The following is a 17,147-nucleotide window of genomic DNA, read 5'->3' on the forward strand; positions in this document are numbered from 1 at the left end:
ATCTTCATTCTAACTTACCGTTCTGGTAATGCAATGAAAGTGACCAATGATATGAGCGTTTTGCGAAAGTTTCCCGTTTTGGTCAGTCCAAGGACTGTCCGGCGGACAATCCAACGGATTCCATGTAAAATCGGCCATTTTGAACGGCATTCATCCCAAAACCTCTGAAAAGCCTCTGATTAAACCCGGACTTTACCAGTAAAAGTATATGGAAATTTGTCTGGAACCTTCTGAGAACGAATTGTCAAACCCACCCTCAGATATTTGTTCAAAATGAGAATTGATTTTACCGGATGATTTGTTCCAGCGTCATGCCGGGACAAACACAAAACGAGCAGTCCCATCGGCAAAATCCTGCCGACCGACGCTCTCCTTTTCGGTCAGGACAGCGAAGATGCCGCTGGGCATATCATCCCGGCCGAACAGCAGGTTGAGCGGAAACTGCGGAACCATCTTGACACCGAGCAGCATGGGCGTTCCGAGCGAGTCCATCACCCCGAACATCCAATAGCCGCCGGTGTCATTCCATGTGAAACGCAGCTGATACAGCCTGCTTTGGAGGGAAACCTTCACAACGCTGTCGTTCATGTCCGGGACTTCGATAACGAAGTAGTCCACGAACGCCCTCCTTATCCCAGCAGGCCGAAGCTGCTGGCAACGTTATAGAGAACAGAACTCCTGCTGGAGCTGGACGAACCAGACGAAGAACCGCTGGATGAGCTGCTTCCCGCCGTGCTTGCGGCGGTTGTGCTTGCTTTTCCAGCGGCTTTCCCTGTTTTACCCGACTTGCCGTATCTGGCCGGTATTTCTGCGGTGGCTGTTTCCGTCACCTCGATCTTCTTGAAGGCTATCGGAATCTCACGGGCGTAGCCGACCTCCACAGACTTCTTGATGTTCATGCTTGTAATCACCATGTTGGAATACACGCAGTCAGTGGTCGTGACTTCGAGAATCTTCTTGGCGAAATACAGGTCCTTCAGCCGACGAACAACGCCCTCCGTTTTTCCGGGGCCGGAGCCTGTACGTTTCCGCCATGTCACCGGCGTATCGGTCACATAGAGCGTCATGTTCAGGGTGTCGGCTTTCAGCACGATGGTGTCGCTTACACTGAAGCCCTTTTCGGTCGGGTACTCAGGCACATCCGCTTCATAGCCTTCTTCGGAGTCGATCAGGGCATCAAACTCGATGTCATCGACGCTGACGGGCTGTTTTGCTCTTGCCATGTACTCTCACCTACTTTGCAAATGCCAGCGCACGGGCCATCTCGCCGGTAGCATCGCCTGCGGCCTTATCCATAGCCTCAGAACTCTTTTGCTGCCCGGCACGGTCGCCGTTGAACTGGTTGTTGATGTTTACGTTCTGGGTCACAGTGCGTCCACCGGTCGTTCTGCCGGTTGCGCCCCGCCCGGTAGCTTTGGAAACCACATTGGCCTTGGCGATGACCGACATTTCGCCGGTCATGCCTTCCAGTGCATCCTTCACCTTCTTCTTGCCGGAAGTGATGCCCGATGCCATCAGGTCGATCATGTCCGGCATATAGGTGTGGAAGTCGCTCAGGGGGCCATCCTCCGGCTCCGAGAAGCCGAGGAACGACTTGATCTTATCGGCTACGCCTTTTACAGCCTCGCCTACACGACCTACCGCAGACTGGATGCCTGATACGATGCCGTCGATGATGTCGGAGCCCCACTTCAGGGCTTCAGCCGGGAGAGATGTTATCCAGTCGATGGCCGCTTGGATGCCCGTCACAATGGCATCGCGGACGTTGCCAATCGTAGCCTTGATGCCTTCCAGCAGATTGCCTGCTGCCTCACGAATCTTGTCCCAGTTCTTCCACAGCAAAACGCCGATTGCGATTGCAGCGGCGATTGCCAGAATGACCGGGCCGAAGGCGCTGGCAAGAACAGAGATTACCGCACCGACCACCTTGATAACGGTGATGATGCTCTTTACAACAACAAAGGCCAGCTTAATAACGGAAATGACCGCTTTCACAACAGAAATAACGGTTGTAATCACGCCAAAGATAGCCGAGATGCCCTTGACAGCGGCTATGACAGCCACCACGCCCACGGCAATTCTGCCGATGGATTCACCGATGTCTGTCCATTTTTTCTTATCAACCTTCCCGCTCGACAATTCCTTGAAGAACTGAGCGATACCGGGGGCTACCTTGGCTACGGCTTGCTGTATCTCCTCAAACGCCACCACCGCCGCAGTTCGGATGCCCTCAAATATGGGAGCAACCACATTACGGATGCCTTCGCCGATGTAGCCGATGGCCTGCTTGATCTTCGTCCATACTCCGACGATGTTCTGGCGCAGCTTTTCGCAGTCTACGCCAGCTCGTTCGAGCATGGTTCCGAGCAGGCTTTTGTCGCCCCGCATGAACGAGATGAAGTCCTCAATCACGAGGGCCAGCAACAGGAAGACCGCAAAAAAGGCCAGCGCCTTTCCGTGGCCCAGTCCTATTGCCCGTGCCAGCTTCGTAAAGCCGGTTATGGCCGCTCCGATTTTCTTGAGGTTCATCGCCACGAGCATGGCCGTGAACGCCGCAGCCAGAACAGACAGCACACGCTGTGAGCCGCCCAGCTTATCCGTAAGGTCGGTGAGCTTCTGGAGCCAGTCACGAATCATCGTCAGACCCTTTGCTCCAATGCCCAGAATCTTCTGATAGGTCGGCAGGAAGAACTGGCCGACTATCGTTTTGATTTCCTTCAGCTTGGCGATGTACCGCTTTTTGGTGCTTTCGTAGCTGTCGAGGCTGCGCTGGCAGTCGCCAATGGCATCCGGGCTTTGCTGGAGAATAGCCTGATAGTTGACCTGCATCTTCGTGAGCTGGTCTAGCTTATCGTAGGTTCCCTTCAGGCCCAGCGTAGCCATCGCCTGCGCTCTGGTGCTGTCGTTCAGGACCGCACCCAGCGTCTTGGCGGCTTCAGACTCACCCATGACAGCCTTCGTCATGGCGTTTACGGACGCTGTTTCGTCCATGTTACCAAACGAGGCAAGGTCGAGGGCCAGCGAGGTCATCTGCTCGGCCATTTCAGCGCCAGCTTGGCGGGTCATGCCAAAGCCGACCAGCAAGTTCTGCTGATCGGCAAGGTAGGTCTTGATGTCGTTTTTGTTGCGGCCAATGGCATCGGAGTATTCCTGCGCCCATTTATCGACTTCATTCCGCATATCGCCGAAGACAACATCGAACTTGTTCTGCATCTCTTCAATGGAGGATGCCACCTCAACGCAGCCATCAATGGCGCTCTTGATGCCCGCGACGGACAGCGTAATACCGACCGCGCCGAGAACTTTGGAGGCCATCGACTTCAGCGACTTGATGCTGCCCTCTACCTTCTGCTCGGAGGCCTGATCGACTTTGTAGCCAAACAGGATACCGATGTCGCGTATGGTCATACCGGTCAGCTCACCTCCTTAGCCATATCCTCTACTCGGCCGGCTTCCACGTCCTGCTCCATGCGGTACAGTGCATAGAGCTTCAGAGCTTCGTCCAGTGTATAGCAGTTCTTCAGCTCCCACATGGATGCCAGCCGGGCCTTGATGAGGATATACATTCTCAGCTCAAGCTCTGTGAAACCGCTGAGGTCGAGGTCGCCGTAGCGCTCCGGGCCTGAGCCATCGTCCTCTCCGCCCACTCGGCGACTTTGCCAAATCGGTCGCCGAGCTTCTTGAAAAAACCGTTGTAGTTGGTGCGGATGACCTCAAACGCCAGAATGAACATATCCTGCACATCGGTGCAGAACACCTCGTTGGCAAGGTCTTCCGTAAGCAGGCGCACCTTTTCGCCCGGCTGCTCCACCGAGATGTTGCTGCCCGCGATCAGCAGGTGCTTCAGGATTTTCTCGACCTTATCGCCATCGAGCGAAGAGAAAGCCCCCGCAATCGCGGGAGCTGCATCTTCTACCTTGATGTCGAGCAGACCGTTACCCTCCTTTTCCGTATCCACGGCAGACAGCATCGGTGCAAGGCCAGATACGAGCGGCAGAACGAGCGCTGCCAGTTCGCCGGTCATATTCGCCGCTTTGAACGCCGGAAGCGGACGGATGTAGAAGATGTTTTCACCCACGGTTACTTCGCGGGTTTCGAGCTGCTTCAGGTTATTCATCGGCGTCCTCCTTACTCGTTCATGGTGGCATCGCCGGTGTCAAGCTCCCACTCACGGTTGTTGGTCTCTTTGCCGCGAGTGACGGGTGCTTTCTTCACGCACCATGCAGCTTCCGTGCTGAACACCAGACCGCCCTTCAGGTCCTTAATCAGAATCGGGAACAGACCGTTGCCGGTGTCGCGGTCGAGATCGACCATACCGGAGAAGTACGAGTTGCTGTCGCTGGTCTGCAACAGGGTGAGCTTGACCTTGTAGGTGTTGTCCGGCGAAATTGAACGGGCAATTTCGCCGTCACAGCCGGTCTTTTTGGTAATACCGTCGCCGTTCGGCTCAATGCTGATGAAGCTGTCATCTGCATAGCCGGTGACAATGTGCGTACCACAGGTGACGATAACTTCCTTCGGGTTGTAGGTCTTGATCTTGCTGGACATTTACTTTCCCTCCCTTACAGCTTCTCGTAGGTCAGGCAACCCTTGATTTCCACCACATGGATAGCACCAGCAATGCGGGCAGAGAACTTGCAGTCCTTCAGGATACGGGATGCCTTCTGGGCGCTGGTCAGGTCTGCTGCCAGCGGCACAGACGTGGTGTAGCCCGGAATAGCATTACCGTCTGCATCATACTCCGTAGGAGCAATGCCGCCGTACTTCTGGCCGTCCTTCAGGGATGCAAGCATCTGGTTCTCAACAAGGCCGATGCCGTTGTCGGTGTAGGGAATCTTCGGGTTGACGATGAGCAGGTTCACGACACGAACCTGCATATCGTTCTGGATCCAGTCGCGGAAGCGGATAACATCAATCCACTCACCGCCGCCGGTCTTGCCGCCCTGCGTGATGTTCTTGGATGCCACGGTAATGACGTAGTTGAAATTTGCAGCCTCCAGTTTCTTGATAAACGTGCTGGTCAGCTTTGCAGGAGAAACGGTCGCAAGCGGCATCAGCGCCCACGTTTCCTGACCGGCGTGGTAGTTCATAGCCTTGACGGCCGCAGCTACAGCCATGCCGTACAGGTTCTCAGCCGGGATGTCGTTCTCCAACTGGTCTGCCGTTTCTTTCGGGAAGAACGGGAAGCTGCGCAGATAAAGGCCGGCATCCACAATGGGTTTATCCGGGTCCTTGTCGATGTAGCCGCACAGCTTGTTCTGGGTTTCGGTCCACTGGATGATTTCCTTGACTTTTTCATCTGCCAGACCGACCGGGCAGATGCAGTACCAGCCATTGACGGCCAGCGCGTTCTCCAGAACGGCGCTTACGGTCTGCAATGCAGCGTTTTCGCTCTCTTTGTCCACGATGTCGCCCATAAAGGCAACATAGACCTCGTGGGGTCTGGGAGACTGCGAAAAAGCCACCCGCGCAGCTACGCCAACAGGGTCAGCGCGTTCGCCGGTGGCGATGATGCCCAGCGCCGTCAGCTCCTCCAGACTGTTGTACACGCCAACGGCAGGCACATCTTCAGTCGGATTTGCAGGGGCCGGACCCAGAATCAGGATATTGTCGAAGTTGGCATCGTTGGAGATGGGGGACGCCAGCGAAATGTCAACGGTACAAATCCTATCGAGGCTATTGCTCATATATCTTTTTCCTCCTTTACGGGTCGATTATTTATCTCGGCATTCGTGAAATATTCGCCCTCATGGGCAGTCATCTCCGAACTGCCGCCGCCGCTGGGTGTCGGGGTTACCTGCGGCTCAATGTTGATGACATCATCAGCTTGGATGTCATCTTCGCCATCGGAATGCTTCACGCTGTCGATGTCCAGCGTTCCGGTAATGCCGATGGCCGTCATGGTGAAATAAACCGCGATTTCCAGCATTGCCCGGAACTCGTAGTTGGTATCATGCACCAAATCGGTCAAATCCTGAACTGCCGTAGGAACGACAATGGCGATGTCATGCCGGTGACACCACTGTGTTACGAACGGGGAGTTCAGGAAGCTCTCAAAGGCCAGCATATCATCTTCAGCTGTGTTTTCGGCAATGGGGGTGAAGCCCGGTGCCACTTCTTCCTGCCTGCCATGCGTGAACAGATCAATCTGCACAGGAACAGATGCAGGATAAAAGGCTACCGGTGTGCCTTCAATGATTTTGACCGGCGGGTTTCTCGACCGGTTGACGGAGCCGGTGGTCAGCGTGACCAACGGACTGCCGGGCTTTGCTACAAAACTCTGCTTGGCATACGTCACGGTTGCTCCGGCAAAGTACGTTTGGGTGAGCTGCACAAGCAACTTCTTCAGCTCAGATAGCGTCATACGCAGCAATACCCGCCTTTCCCATCTGCTCGGATTTCAGGGCGCGGCATACGGTTGGCCTCTGCTGCTGAAACCTGAACAAACTCGCTGCGGCAGTGACCCACCATCGTGTGGTCCCACCCCAGCGAGCTGACACATTCATACCAGTGTCCTTCCGGGTCCATCCGCCCCTGATAGAAAAGCCAGTCGGCTCTGCGGCCGGCAGAGCGGTCTGCGGTATGGAAAACGAGATCACCGAAAGCCTTCATGCGCTTTACGGTATTCTCACCTTCCGGGAGCGCCTGAAGCTCATCTTTGGAGAGCGGCTGAACATTCAGGGACGTGATGAAGTCTTTATACCCGGAAACCCCATAGCCATCGACAATGTTCTCCTCGCCGAAGCGACGCACAACAAATGCTCTGCGAAAAATGCCAAGCCCCATATCAACCACTTCCTTTCTTGCGAATGACGTATTTGACGGACTGCCGCATTCTGCCGGTGTCGATCAGCGGTTTGTCTGATTTTTTCTTGCGGATGGTGGAGGGCGCATTCGGTTCATAGCTGCCGCTCTCGATTTTCTCTTGAACTAAGCCCACACCGAATACACCAATTTGCTTCAGGCTTTGCTCGGCCGTTCCGCCAGCAGTAATAGCCTTTAGCTGCTGTGCGCACATGGCGTTGATGGGGTCAGCATTCTCATCAACGCTCTTGCGCAGAAATGGCCGGGACGGCGCGGTCGAAGTTCCCAGTTCATTCCACATAGCTATTTGAGCCATATCAACGCCCCGGTCGTCTGTGACCTTGCCAGCCTGAAATCCAACAAAAACTTCCTTGTCCTGAAGCTCATCAATTTGGCGGAAGAACTTTTCCCCTTCCGGGGTCAGCCGGTCCCACCCGCCAGTCATCGGCACTCACCCGCTGAGTGAATCGAGATCACGACCAGCCGCCGCAGCGTCAAATACTCCAGACCATAGGGAGTCAGCGCCAGTTCGGCATCTGCCATCAGGTTGGTTCCCTGATTTACGTTGAAGCTGACAGACGTTTCGCCTTCAGTGTAGCTTCCAACGCGCAGAGCGTCGCCTACGCTTCCGTACTGGTTGTCGCCATAGCCGGCCATTTTCAGGCGATGTGCCGTCAGGAGTGCGATGGCTTGGTCATACAGCTTCCCGAACACCTTCTTGCTGATGAGCGGCGCTGTGAGGTTCAGCCATGCCTCAACGGTCTCATCGTTCAGCACGTCGAACTCGGTGGCAACCAGCCTGAAAATTCTGACGGCATCTTCCATGACTTATTTCTCCTTCGCAGCAGTGCGGCTCTTGACATCGGACAGGTTTCCCTGCCCGATGAAGAACTTCACGATCTCGTTGTCATCATAGCCGGTGACTTCCTTGGTTTCACCCGGCAGGATCACGGTAGCGCCGACGCTGATGATTTTGTTTCCGATATTCTTCAGTTTCATATCATGGCTCCTTTACAAAAAGATAGGAGCCGCCGCACAAACGTACAGCCGTACAGCAGCTCCACGGGTGAATCAGCAGATGCCAGTAGCAATCAGCATGGACATGGGGTAGTAGATGATAGCGCCTGCGGTGCGGGCCTCGCAGGGAACGACCATCTCCAGACCTTCAGGCTGCACGGGATACTGCATGAAGGACAGCGGGTTCTCGATGGTGAACTTGCGGGGGTCGTTCTTGAACAGCAGCGCAACACCCTTGCCATCGCTTTCTGCCGCATACGGGTTGGTGTCCACGCTGTCGGGGTCCAGCTCCGGGCAGGAGACGATGCGGGCAATATCCGTGATATTATCCTGAATGTACTTCAGCACGGTGGTCGCAGTGCTTTCGATGCGGCGGTTCTGAATCTCGATATACGCCTCGGACGGCAGGGCCAGAGTGTCCGGCTTCTCCACCTTCTTGGTGGTGCGGGCGACCTGCTTCAGCATACCGGTGATGTCGGCCAGAATCTCGTCCTCGGTCTTGTCGGCCCACTTAGTAGAACCCTTTGCACCGGTCGCAGGGACGTACAGCGGCACATCGTTATCCTTGGACAGAACGCCGCGCAGGCCGGTCTCGGCATCGCCATTCCACGCGATCTTGTTGTTCAGGTAGTCGATCTGGTAGCGGGCGGACTCAGCCTTGCGGGCATCCAGCGACTTGCCTGCCATAGCAGAGGCACGCATTTCCTGAACGGAGTAGCCGTAGCTGTCACCCAGAGACTTGATGATGGCGGTGGTGGGCTTGCCCTTCACATCAGCACGGGGCAGGTCGGTGGCATAGTTGCTGATAATCTTCGCCATGCCGGTCTTATCGTAGCTGTAGTAGGTGACGGTCTCGGCACCGGGGTTGATTTCGCTGGACATCGGGAACAGCTTCAGCGCGGTGAACTCCGGGTACTCCACATCGTAGGACTGAGACTTGACGTAATCCAGCTCGCGGGCGAAGAACACGGAGGCATCGCTGGCATCATCGAAGTTCATCTGCGGAATTTCGACCAGAGCGGCCGGAATCTCGGAGTGCAGCAGAGCGTTGTAGTCGTTCTGGTCGTATCTCATGGATTTCTGGTTAGTGTTCATCTGATTTTGTCCTCCTTCTCTCAGACAGTAGGCTTGGCATCGTCGGTGGATGCAGCGTGACCGTCAGCGCCGCTCGCGGCAGGAACGCCGTACAGCTCCACCGGCGCAACGCCATTGCTGGCCGCACCGATGAAACGACCGGGAATTGCGATGCCGCCCTCCTTTGCGAAGCAGCCTGCCTCATCGCCTTCCACGATCATGTGCAGGGCATCACCATAGGCGGGTGCAGCGCCGGTCGCCAGACGTACCCAAACGCGGCCACGGCGCATGACACCGACGTTCTGGTTGTTCAGGACGTAGAGCTTCCCCTCCAAATCCTGCTGGCGGTCGAAACCGTTGATGACAACACCCTCGAAGTTATCAGCAGTGCTTGCGCTGGTCGGAAGCGCAACGCTGCTGCCCGGGACCTTGCCGGTGACAACACCAACACCGAAATGCAGCTTGCCGGTCGCCTCCTCATTGAAACGGGAGTCCACCGGGTAGTGGAACATATCGTAGATGCCACCTGCAACGCCCTTGCTGGTTGCATAGCCGTAGGTTTTCTGAACACCCATCTTACTTTTCCTCCTTCTTCATTCTGCGGTCGATCATGCGCTGGCGGGCCTCGGAAGCGGAGCTGGTCTGCTTCACAGGGGGCTTGCCATCGCCGTGCATCATCTGGGAACGCTGATAGTTGGTATCCTTGCGCTCCTTCATCTCGGAAACGGCCATGTCAAACGCTGCGTTGACGTAGGCGGCGCTCTTGCCGTCCAGATGCAGGGTGGGCTTCAGCTTGCCCAGAACGGCCTTCTTGGCATCCTTGACACTCATGGCTTCCAGACCATCCATGTTCAGGCGGTCGCCGACACGGACAACGCGCAGCAGCTCGCGGAAGTCATTGGCGGAGTCTGCGTGGCCTTTCTTATCCTGCGCGGCGTCGCCGCCCTCATCGGCGTTGCCTTCATCGCCGTCGCCATCGGTCTGAGTGCCGCCGCAGTCGCCCTCAGCGCCATCAGTGGTCGTACCAGCAGCTTTCAGAACGTCGATAACTCCCAGCAGGGTGTCGATGTCCTCGTCCTGCTGCGCAATCACGCCCATTGCGCCGGGCATATCTGCCGGGTCGCCCTCAGAATCGCGGCGGTCACGGCGGTCTTTGACCTGCTGAACTGCATCCGGCTGTTCGCCTTCAGCAGCACCGGCGGTCTGCGCAGGCGGCTCTGCGGTAATACCGCCGTCGGCCGCAGCACCAGAACGCTCTGCACGGCGTTTCTTGAACGCCTCCACAGCAGCGGCCAGCTCCTCCGGGGTGGGAGCGCCATCAGTTCTCTTGGTGGTGTTTTCCATGTTCAGTTTTTCTCCTTTCATGCAGTCGTGGCCCTGCCCATCAATGTTGAGCCGGGCCTGTTCACCAGCCCTCGCTTTATCGACAAGGGCGAGATGGTTGATTTCGATGTCCCGCTGAATGGCATCATAGGGTTGCCCCTCCCAGACACCGGGCGTTTCGTCCAGACGCAGGTTATAGCCGCAGGACAACTCGCGCATTTTGTACTTCTTCAGGCTGTCGGTGTCGTGGACGATGATTTCTGCTCGGACATCATCGCCGTCCCGGTAGCCCTCCGACAAAATCGTGCCGATGCTCTCCTCTTTCACGTTGTCGGTGTCAACGTAGCCTGCATCATGCGTTACGATGATGGGCTTCCCCTTGTAGGACGCAAGGCTCTTTTCAGCAAAGACTTCTTCGGGCAACCGCAGCTCCCGGCGCTCGGAACCGTCCGGGTTGTGATAAACAAAAATGCCCACCGATGTCACGATGGGATGGTCTACAAGGTAGCCCTCATCTGTGAAATAGGTGGCATCCAGCGGCAGGCTGTCAAAGCGCTGAACCTTCATATCGTTTTCCATATTGAACAACTCCCCTCTCAGGTCTTACAGGATAGTTTCATCCACGGCCATCGCCTCCTTTCGTGACCGGCAGGTCAACGGTTTTGATGTTGAAGACCGGCAGTGCGCAGCAGCGGCACTGGTAGTCTTTGCCGGGGTGACAGCGCCGCCCGGTCTTTTCATCGACCACCGGCGGGTCATCCCAGCGGAACCGCTTGCGGTTCAGCGCAGCATGGCTTGGGCGGACGCGGCTATCGCCAGAGGTTGACCAGACGTACTCCACCACGCCTGCGTCCTGCTGTTGCTGCTGGGTGATGTCACCGTTCAGCTTGGCGATCTGGTCGCGGGCAAGCAGTTGGGCGTGCCGCCGGTCTACGCTGTACGCCCGCTGAATCTGCTTGATGATGGCCGTCGTGGTTTCGCCGTTCCGATAGCCCTCCAGCACGATCTGGCGCATACGCCCCAGACTTTCCTGCGGGATGGTCTTGATGAGCGCCACGTTATCCTCGACCCAGCGCTCCATCATCGTTCTGTACAGCTCGCCGGTGTAGTAGTCATCCATCAGGTCGATGCCCAGCGTGGACTTGACTGCTTTCTTCCACTCCCGGATGCTCAGCTTCCGAGTGAGTCTTGCCATGGACTCAATCTTGCTGCGCAGGCTGAACATCGAAGTCCGGCGCTCCAACTCCACGGCCATCTTGGAGAAGACGGTCTTGACCTTGGCAATCAGATCTGAAGCATCATCGTAGCGCTGACCTTCTTTCTCGGCTCGCGCGGCATCCCTGATCTCCGGCAGGCTCTCTTTCAGCAGTTCGTTCAGAATGCGGATGTACGCATTTGTGACCCGCTGGAACTCTCGCTCTGCCTGCGCAGGGTACTTTGGTGAATATTTGCATATCAGGTTATCGTGACTGCCGAAGCGGTGGCGGAGCAGGTCTTGTACCATGTGTCCGTGGACGGTATCATTCACTGTTTTCGCCTCCTTTTCTGGTTCTGAACAGCAAAAAAGCGGCGATTTGCACCGCCGCAGTTGAGATTATGGCTTAATGCCCTCTGAGAACTTCTGATGAGTGCCGGGAAACGTCCCAAATGTGCTTGTGGGATAATTTTGTGTCAGAGGGTTGAAAGACGCTGGATGGCTTTATTTGCGGCAGTTGCAAAAAGTCCCTGCCTGATGCTCGGCCCCGCGCCCGCACCGTTGGCAAATTTGAACGAAGTGAAAATTTGACAACAGGTTACGGTTTGGTTGGGTAAGGTACGGTTATAGTCGGACGCTCCAGTGGATTGTCCGGCGGACATTTTACCAAAATTTGGTTGATTTCTGCCATTTTTGAATATTTATCCAAATTTGATTGAATTTATTCTAAGAATAGGCAAATTTCGGGCCTGCGTTTTCCGACCATTTCGGTGATTGCGGTGGAAAAGCGGCTCTTTTCTGGTTTACAATCTCCTTGACATTGGTTTACAATACGGTGAACTGCGGTAAAACAGCCGGTTCCTTGCACAGCAGACGGAAGGTCTCCCGGCCCTTCGGGGTGATGAGCGTCTGGGTCCCGGCCCAATCATTGTGCCGGCCCTTGCCCTCCTTCACCTCGAACAGACCGTTGTTCTTTGCCGCATACGGCATCAGCTTGTTCTTCTGGTCACGGTAGACGTACTTATGGTCGAGCAGCCAGCCGATGAAGTCCTTCTCCTTGATGCCCAGCTCCTTGGCGGTTTCGCGGAAGTTGGTCAGCAGGTTCCGGGCCACCAGCTCGTCAAAATACTCAGCCTTCGGCTGCATGATCTGGTTCTGCGCCGTCAGCTCCTTGATGCGGGCATCGCGGTCAGTCAGGGTCTTCTGCGCGACCAGCAGGGCCTTTGCCATAAGCTCCTGCGGGGAAAGCTCCTCCTGCCCGGCAATGTAGCCGCCGTTCTTGCGGATACTGGGCAGCACCACGGCCGTGACCCACTTGCGGAAGGGTTTGGCCTCCGGCTTATCGCTGCGCAGGATGACGTTGTACAGGCCGGACTCGCTGATAATGCTCATCATCTGCGAACCGCCAAGGGTGTAAATCTGACTGACCCCCTTTTCATCGTCATCCAAGCGGTCAGAAACCATGCGGCTGTTGCTGAGGCCCAGCACATCGCACACATCCTTCAGGACGAACCACGGTTCGTCGTTGATGCTCATGGTGCGCACCAGCTTGTTTTCCTCGTACTTGAAAATCGTAACTTTGTTCATAATCTATCTCCGTTCCGTTTTCTGAGATGGGAAATTCGGACAAAGAAAAAGAGCGGTGGTTTCCCATCGCTCTAAAATGTTGATGATATTTTTAATGGTCAGTAAATATGTGTACCTGCAGCGGCCCCCATTTTCTGGTATCCTGTGCGGGCGGCGGGGGGCGGAGAATCCGGCTTTCTGATAATCTTACCAGAGGCTTTCTTCTCGATTGCTTCGGCCCTTTTCATTGTAGGATTTTCCTGCAAGTATTCCAGACCTCTAAGGGTGAGTCGTACACTGGAAACAGACGTGACTGTTTTGCGACCAACGCTCTCCCTCGCACACACCACTTCGATGTAATTTTCTCCGGCGAGCATCGCCAACAATGAAAGCCACCTCCGTTCGGAGATGGCCATTGTTTTTGCAGATATGCAATTCATATCAGGTTCATCGTAATCCAGCGCCTTTTCCAGATACCGCAGGATACGGTAGATGACTCTGAAGTTGTCCATGCTCACTCCACCTGCTTTCCAGCAGCCCATGCCGCGCGGGCTTGGTTCAGGCTCATGCGGTTCTCGCAGTCCTCCTCATCAGGAAACTCCTCCTGATAGCGGTCATGGAACCACTTGCAGACATCGCAGACATCGCCGTCATCGACAAGTTCGGTCTGCCCGCATACCGGGCATTTAACTGCCTTGCTCATCGTCTTCCTCCTTCAGGTCCTTTTCCCTATTGAACTCGTAATACTTCATGGCGACTTCGGGCTGTGCCTCGCCAGTCTTTCGGTTGCACTTGGCTTTCATGTAGGTTTTAAGCGGCCCACCGGGAACACCGGTTGCGTACTCTGTCGTTTTGGTGTTGAACCGAACAACTACGCCATCAGGCCGAGCATAACCAATAACATCACCGCCACAAGGCTGCTTCAGAAAGTCGATGCCTTTCTGCTGGTATTCCTCTTTCGTCGCAAAGCCCATCTCAGCCAGCCCGTGGCGGGTGGCATGATCTTCAAGCCTTGCAGGAGAAGCAAACCCAGTGCAGGGGGCATTTTCACCTTCGGGAGATACCGCGCAGGCCCGCTTTCGGTGGAGCCAGAGCTGCTGCCCTCGCTCTCCGCGAACTGCCCGTTTTCATCCCGTGGGTGGTCGGCCTCGTTGAAGTCCATCCTATCTTTCATCTTAGCATTTTGTGCTTCCGATGTCAAACCGGGATTTAACGATAAAACGTCGAGCAATGCAGTGATGCTTTGGGCAAACGGCGGGAACAGACGTTCCGGATTCTGAGTGGACAGCTCGGCCACCTTTTCGACGGTGATGAACCCCGGAGAGGTCATCTCGCCATCAGTGCACCGGATGCTTCCGTCAAAATCCGTGCAGAGAAACACATGGGACGGGCAGTACGGCGGTTTCAGGTCACTCAGAAAGGCTACCGGCATGAGGTCTTTCGGCGTGATGCCAAACTCCTCCCGCGTTTCGCGGATTGCTGCATCTTCCGGGGACTCCCCCGCCTCGATATGACCACCCGGTCCACCAACAGAGCCGCCCTTCAGGCGAGTGCCACAGAGAAACCGGCCATCCTGCACAACAAGAACGCCGACACCATAGTCAGTGTCGGCGGCATCAGCACGAGGGGACATGGATTCCGGGAAGCACATTGCATCTCTGGTCAAAAACACGATGTAGTTCTCGGCATTGCTTCCTTTTCCGTTTACGTTTGACCGGCGCACAGCATTATAGCCCATTTTATAGGCGACGGCTTCCTGTGATAGCTGTGGGTACTTCCTGCAAAGCTGCTTCAGGTCTTTCTGCTCAATAACTCTTGCATTCGGTGCAACGCACAGCTTCACAATTTTTCCGTGTCCATAGTTTTCGGCACTTTCTTGCTTGTTTGTGGTGTAGTAGCCTTCCGGCCCACCATTTCCGATGTAGGTCTTATCGCCATAAAGAGTACTCCTTATGATGTCATCAGCAGAAACTCCCTTGCGGTCGTTTCCAATAATTCCTCTATACAGAACACCGTCCTCGCTACTGGATGCAATTTTCTCAAACTCGGAATCGGAAACCACTTTTGGCCTTGCATTAAGATTGAAATGCTCAACCATGTGCTGCCATGGACTAGACGTATTCAAACTAGGGTCGATTTTCTCTCGGCTGGCTTTTTTCGCTTCATCAGCGAGATCGTCTTCGGGCATGTCCATTACAGCTTTTTGTTCTGTAGATGCTTTTTCATACCTTTCGGCCACGTCAACATACTTTTTATCGATGTTGTCCTTGGCCTCATCAATAGCTTTTCCAGACTCGATAAGTTCAACACACTTGTCGTAACTATATCCACAGTTCTCATCAAGATACGATGCGGCATCTTCCTGAGACTCCAACGACTCTTTTTCACTGCGAGAATACGCCGGAGTGTAACCGGTTCTTGAAAAAACAGCATCTGGCGAGTTTTTAACTGAGGGAGGTTCTGCCGGGGATGTCTTCGAGGCTTCAGAGCTTTTTTGACTCTTTGCACCCTTAAATTCCTTTCCTTTCAGCTTTCCGCCACTTTGTGCAACGCCATTTTCGTCAATGAGGACGTGAGTGCCGTTGATAGTCACCCAGTCTTCAGTGTTAGCTGCATCCTTATGAGATTCAGCTAACACACTTTGCTCTGCGCCGCCCGGAGCCTGCCCCTGCTCAATGTTCTTCTGGGCGGCTTCCACGTCGCTCATGGTGCTCGGCTCAGTACCCAGCAACGACTGCAACAGATCATCCTCGTCATCCTCGGAGATGATGTCTTCGACATCAAACTCCTCATCGGACGCAAGGCGGCGGCGCACCTCGGTGGGGTCGAGCGCCTGCATATCGACGTATGCCTGCGCAGTCTGGGCCTTGACCAGAGCGGTCTGAGCCTTGGTCTGGTCAACTGCGGCCTGCTCTGTGTCGCTCAGGCTCCACAGGGGCTTGAACTCCAGCTTGTAGTCGGGTTCCTCGGCCACATCGCCTGAAGCGATGCCCGCCCGGAACACAACGTCCAGCAGTGTGCGGAGGTTACGCTTCAGCATCAAGCGCTGAATCTTCTCCACAAAGTTGTAATAGCTCTCGAAGTCACTGTCGCCGGTGGCGTTCATGCCGGCCGGTGAACGGCCAAACAGAATCGTCTGGGGGATGTTCGTCAGCGCGGACAGCATATTGCAGGTCGCGTCGATGACATCCTTGACACCGGAAAACTGGAACGTCTTGAAGTCGTACTGCTCTCCCTCGGAGTCAATGGCGATGCTGTTCAGCAGACCACGGGAAGTGTCTACAAGCTGTAGGCGCTTCAGCACTTGGTTCTCGCCGTCATCCGTGGTCAGCAGAGAGGCAAGGCCCTTCATGCTGTAGATAGCCTGCACGCTCCGTTCCAGCAGCTTCACGCTGTCGGTGTGAGCTGTTACGGTTTCCCGCAGTGCCCGGCGAATGCGAACGTATTCAGGCATACCCCAGAACAGGTAGGTTGCATTGGAGGTCTGCTCCGGCAGAACGCCGTTGCGGAACACCAGACAGCGGCTCTCATGGACCTTGAAAGAGCCGTAGATGCTGGAAACATAGTAATACTCCGGCTGTCCGAACTTAGACACCCGGTTTCCTACGCCTTTCCCGCCGTAGTCCTGCTGGTACAGGCTGGCGTAGTCTGGCTGCACGATGGAGCGCTCATAGACGCGCAGTTCATCAATGCTGCGGATATGTTCCCAGTCAACGGGTTCTTCCAGCCCGCGCCCATCGTCGATCAGCATGACGATAAGAGCGCCGCCGTAGAGCCGCGCCCACTTGATAGCGGTAGTGGCCTTCTCATCCCATTCGAGATCATCCAGCGCCTCATCGACAAAAGCATTCATCTCGTTGCTTTTCAGATTCAGGTCAAAGCCGTGCTTCAGCGCTTCCTCGGCAGGCGTATCAATGATTTTGGAGAACAGGCCATTGCCTTCATACAGCCCTGTGAGCTGCATATCAGGGATGACCGGCTCCCGCTCAAACTTGTACGCCTCGGAGTTGTCCTGCTTGGTTCCATACTTGTTCAGGAGGTTCACATAGCCATCCTCACGATGCGGACGCACAGCGCCGTTCTTCCGCCGGAGGATTTCACGGCCACGCTCATTCAAACGCCGACGCTCGGCTTCATCTTCAGGTATGTGCATTGTATTCACCTCTTT

General features: G+C 55.3%; 21 protein-coding genes. All 21 read right to left on the minus strand.

All coding sequences use genetic code 11. From position 1 onward, the window contains the following. Positions 1–309: 309 nt before the first annotated feature. The 21 genes from DXA66_RS04710 to DXA66_RS04800 all read right to left on the minus strand — a co-directional run bounded on the left by DXA66_RS04710 (position 310) and on the right by DXA66_RS04800 (position 17,132). Positions 310–618, minus strand: a complete 309-nt coding sequence (locus DXA66_RS04710; RefSeq protein WP_118527156.1) for a hypothetical protein — start codon at positions 616–618, stop codon at positions 310–312. Positions 619–629: 11 nt separating this feature from the next. Further along, positions 630–1,223: a phage baseplate protein gene (locus DXA66_RS04715; RefSeq protein WP_118527158.1), complete on the minus strand. Its 594-nt coding sequence runs from the start codon at positions 1,221–1,223 to the stop codon at positions 630–632. A 10-nt stretch (positions 1,224–1,233) separates the two neighbouring features. Continuing rightward, positions 1,234–3,408: a hypothetical protein gene (locus DXA66_RS04720; RefSeq protein ID WP_118527160.1), complete on the minus strand. Its 2,175-nt coding sequence runs from the start codon at positions 3,406–3,408 to the stop codon at positions 1,234–1,236. 5 nt (positions 3,409–3,413) lie between these two features. After that, the gene (locus tag DXA66_RS14070; protein WP_154276181.1) at positions 3,414–3,566 is read right to left on the minus strand and encodes a hypothetical protein; all 153 of its coding nucleotides are present in this window, start codon (positions 3,564–3,566) and stop codon (positions 3,414–3,416) included. 2 nt (positions 3,567–3,568) lie between these two features. After that, positions 3,569–4,117: a phage tail assembly chaperone gene (locus DXA66_RS04725; protein WP_118527162.1), complete on the minus strand. Its 549-nt coding sequence runs from the start codon at positions 4,115–4,117 to the stop codon at positions 3,569–3,571. An 11-nt stretch (positions 4,118–4,128) separates the two neighbouring features. Further along, positions 4,129–4,548 carry a phage protein gene (locus DXA66_RS04730; protein ID WP_097780281.1) on the minus strand — a complete coding sequence of 140 codons (420 nt, stop codon included), beginning with the start codon at positions 4,546–4,548 and terminating at the stop codon, positions 4,129–4,131. 14 nt (positions 4,549–4,562) lie between these two features. Further along, positions 4,563–5,687 (minus strand): DUF3383 family protein, encoded by a 1,125-nt coding sequence (locus tag DXA66_RS04735; RefSeq protein WP_118527164.1) that lies wholly within the window; start codon positions 5,685–5,687, stop codon positions 4,563–4,565. Beyond that, a complete protein-coding gene (locus DXA66_RS04740) occupies positions 5,684–6,364 on the minus strand; it encodes a hypothetical protein (RefSeq protein WP_118527166.1) in 681 nt (226 codons plus the stop codon). The genes DXA66_RS04735 and DXA66_RS04740 overlap by 4 nt, the downstream gene beginning before the upstream one ends. Further along, complete coding sequence (locus tag DXA66_RS04745) at positions 6,361–6,786, minus strand: hypothetical protein (RefSeq protein WP_118527168.1); 426 nt, start codon at positions 6,784–6,786, stop codon at positions 6,361–6,363. Before DXA66_RS04745 ends, DXA66_RS04740 begins: the two co-directional genes overlap by 4 nt. A gap of 1 nt (position 6,787) precedes the next feature. Continuing rightward, entirely contained in the window at positions 6,788–7,249 is a 462-nt protein-coding gene (locus tag DXA66_RS04750; RefSeq protein WP_118527170.1) for a hypothetical protein, read from the minus strand. After that, positions 7,246–7,629 carry a DUF4054 domain-containing protein gene (locus DXA66_RS04755; protein ID WP_118527172.1) on the minus strand — a complete coding sequence of 128 codons (384 nt, stop codon included), beginning with the start codon at positions 7,627–7,629 and terminating at the stop codon, positions 7,246–7,248. Before DXA66_RS04755 ends, DXA66_RS04750 begins: the two co-directional genes overlap by 4 nt. A 3-nt stretch (positions 7,630–7,632) precedes the next feature. After that, positions 7,633–7,803 (minus strand): hypothetical protein, encoded by a 171-nt coding sequence (locus tag DXA66_RS14235; RefSeq protein ID WP_158576301.1) that lies wholly within the window; start codon positions 7,801–7,803, stop codon positions 7,633–7,635. Between the two features lie 72 nt (positions 7,804–7,875). Next, on the minus strand, positions 7,876–8,916 hold the full coding sequence (locus DXA66_RS04760; RefSeq protein WP_243089029.1) for a DUF2184 domain-containing protein: 1,041 nt from the start codon (positions 8,914–8,916) through the stop codon (positions 7,876–7,878). A 20-nt stretch (positions 8,917–8,936) separates the two neighbouring features. Then, complete coding sequence (locus DXA66_RS04765; protein ID WP_118527174.1) at positions 8,937–9,470, minus strand: hypothetical protein; 534 nt, start codon at positions 9,468–9,470, stop codon at positions 8,937–8,939. Between the two features lies 1 nt (position 9,471). Further along, positions 9,472–10,797 carry a DUF2213 domain-containing protein gene (locus DXA66_RS04770; protein ID WP_243089030.1) on the minus strand — a complete coding sequence of 442 codons (1,326 nt, stop codon included), beginning with the start codon at positions 10,795–10,797 and terminating at the stop codon, positions 9,472–9,474. Positions 10,798–10,834: 37 nt separating this feature from the next. Next, complete coding sequence (locus DXA66_RS04775; protein ID WP_118527176.1) at positions 10,835–11,746, minus strand: minor capsid protein; 912 nt, start codon at positions 11,744–11,746, stop codon at positions 10,835–10,837. A gap of 492 nt (positions 11,747–12,238) precedes the next feature. After that, complete coding sequence (locus DXA66_RS04780; protein WP_118527178.1) at positions 12,239–13,000, minus strand: phage antirepressor KilAC domain-containing protein; 762 nt, start codon at positions 12,998–13,000, stop codon at positions 12,239–12,241. Between the two features lie 98 nt (positions 13,001–13,098). Next, entirely contained in the window at positions 13,099–13,491 is a 393-nt protein-coding gene (locus DXA66_RS04785) for a YjcQ family protein (protein ID WP_158576302.1), read from the minus strand. Positions 13,492–13,493: 2 nt separating this feature from the next. Next, positions 13,494–13,682 carry a CPCC family cysteine-rich protein gene (locus tag DXA66_RS04790; RefSeq protein ID WP_118527182.1) on the minus strand — a complete coding sequence of 63 codons (189 nt, stop codon included), beginning with the start codon at positions 13,680–13,682 and terminating at the stop codon, positions 13,494–13,496. Next, positions 13,666–13,953: a hypothetical protein gene (locus DXA66_RS04795; RefSeq protein WP_118527184.1), complete on the minus strand. Its 288-nt coding sequence runs from the start codon at positions 13,951–13,953 to the stop codon at positions 13,666–13,668. Before DXA66_RS04795 ends, DXA66_RS04790 begins: the two co-directional genes overlap by 17 nt. Then, entirely contained in the window at positions 13,902–17,132 is a 3,231-nt protein-coding gene (locus tag DXA66_RS04800; protein ID WP_118527186.1) for an anti-CBASS protein Acb1 family protein, read from the minus strand. Before DXA66_RS04800 ends, DXA66_RS04795 begins: the two co-directional genes overlap by 52 nt. Positions 17,133–17,147 lie beyond the last annotated feature (15 nt).

It is taken from the genome of Faecalibacterium sp. OF03-6AC, from assembly GCF_003478175.1.
Classification (GTDB): Bacteria; Bacillota; Clostridia; order Oscillospirales; family Ruminococcaceae; genus Faecalibacterium; species Faecalibacterium taiwanense.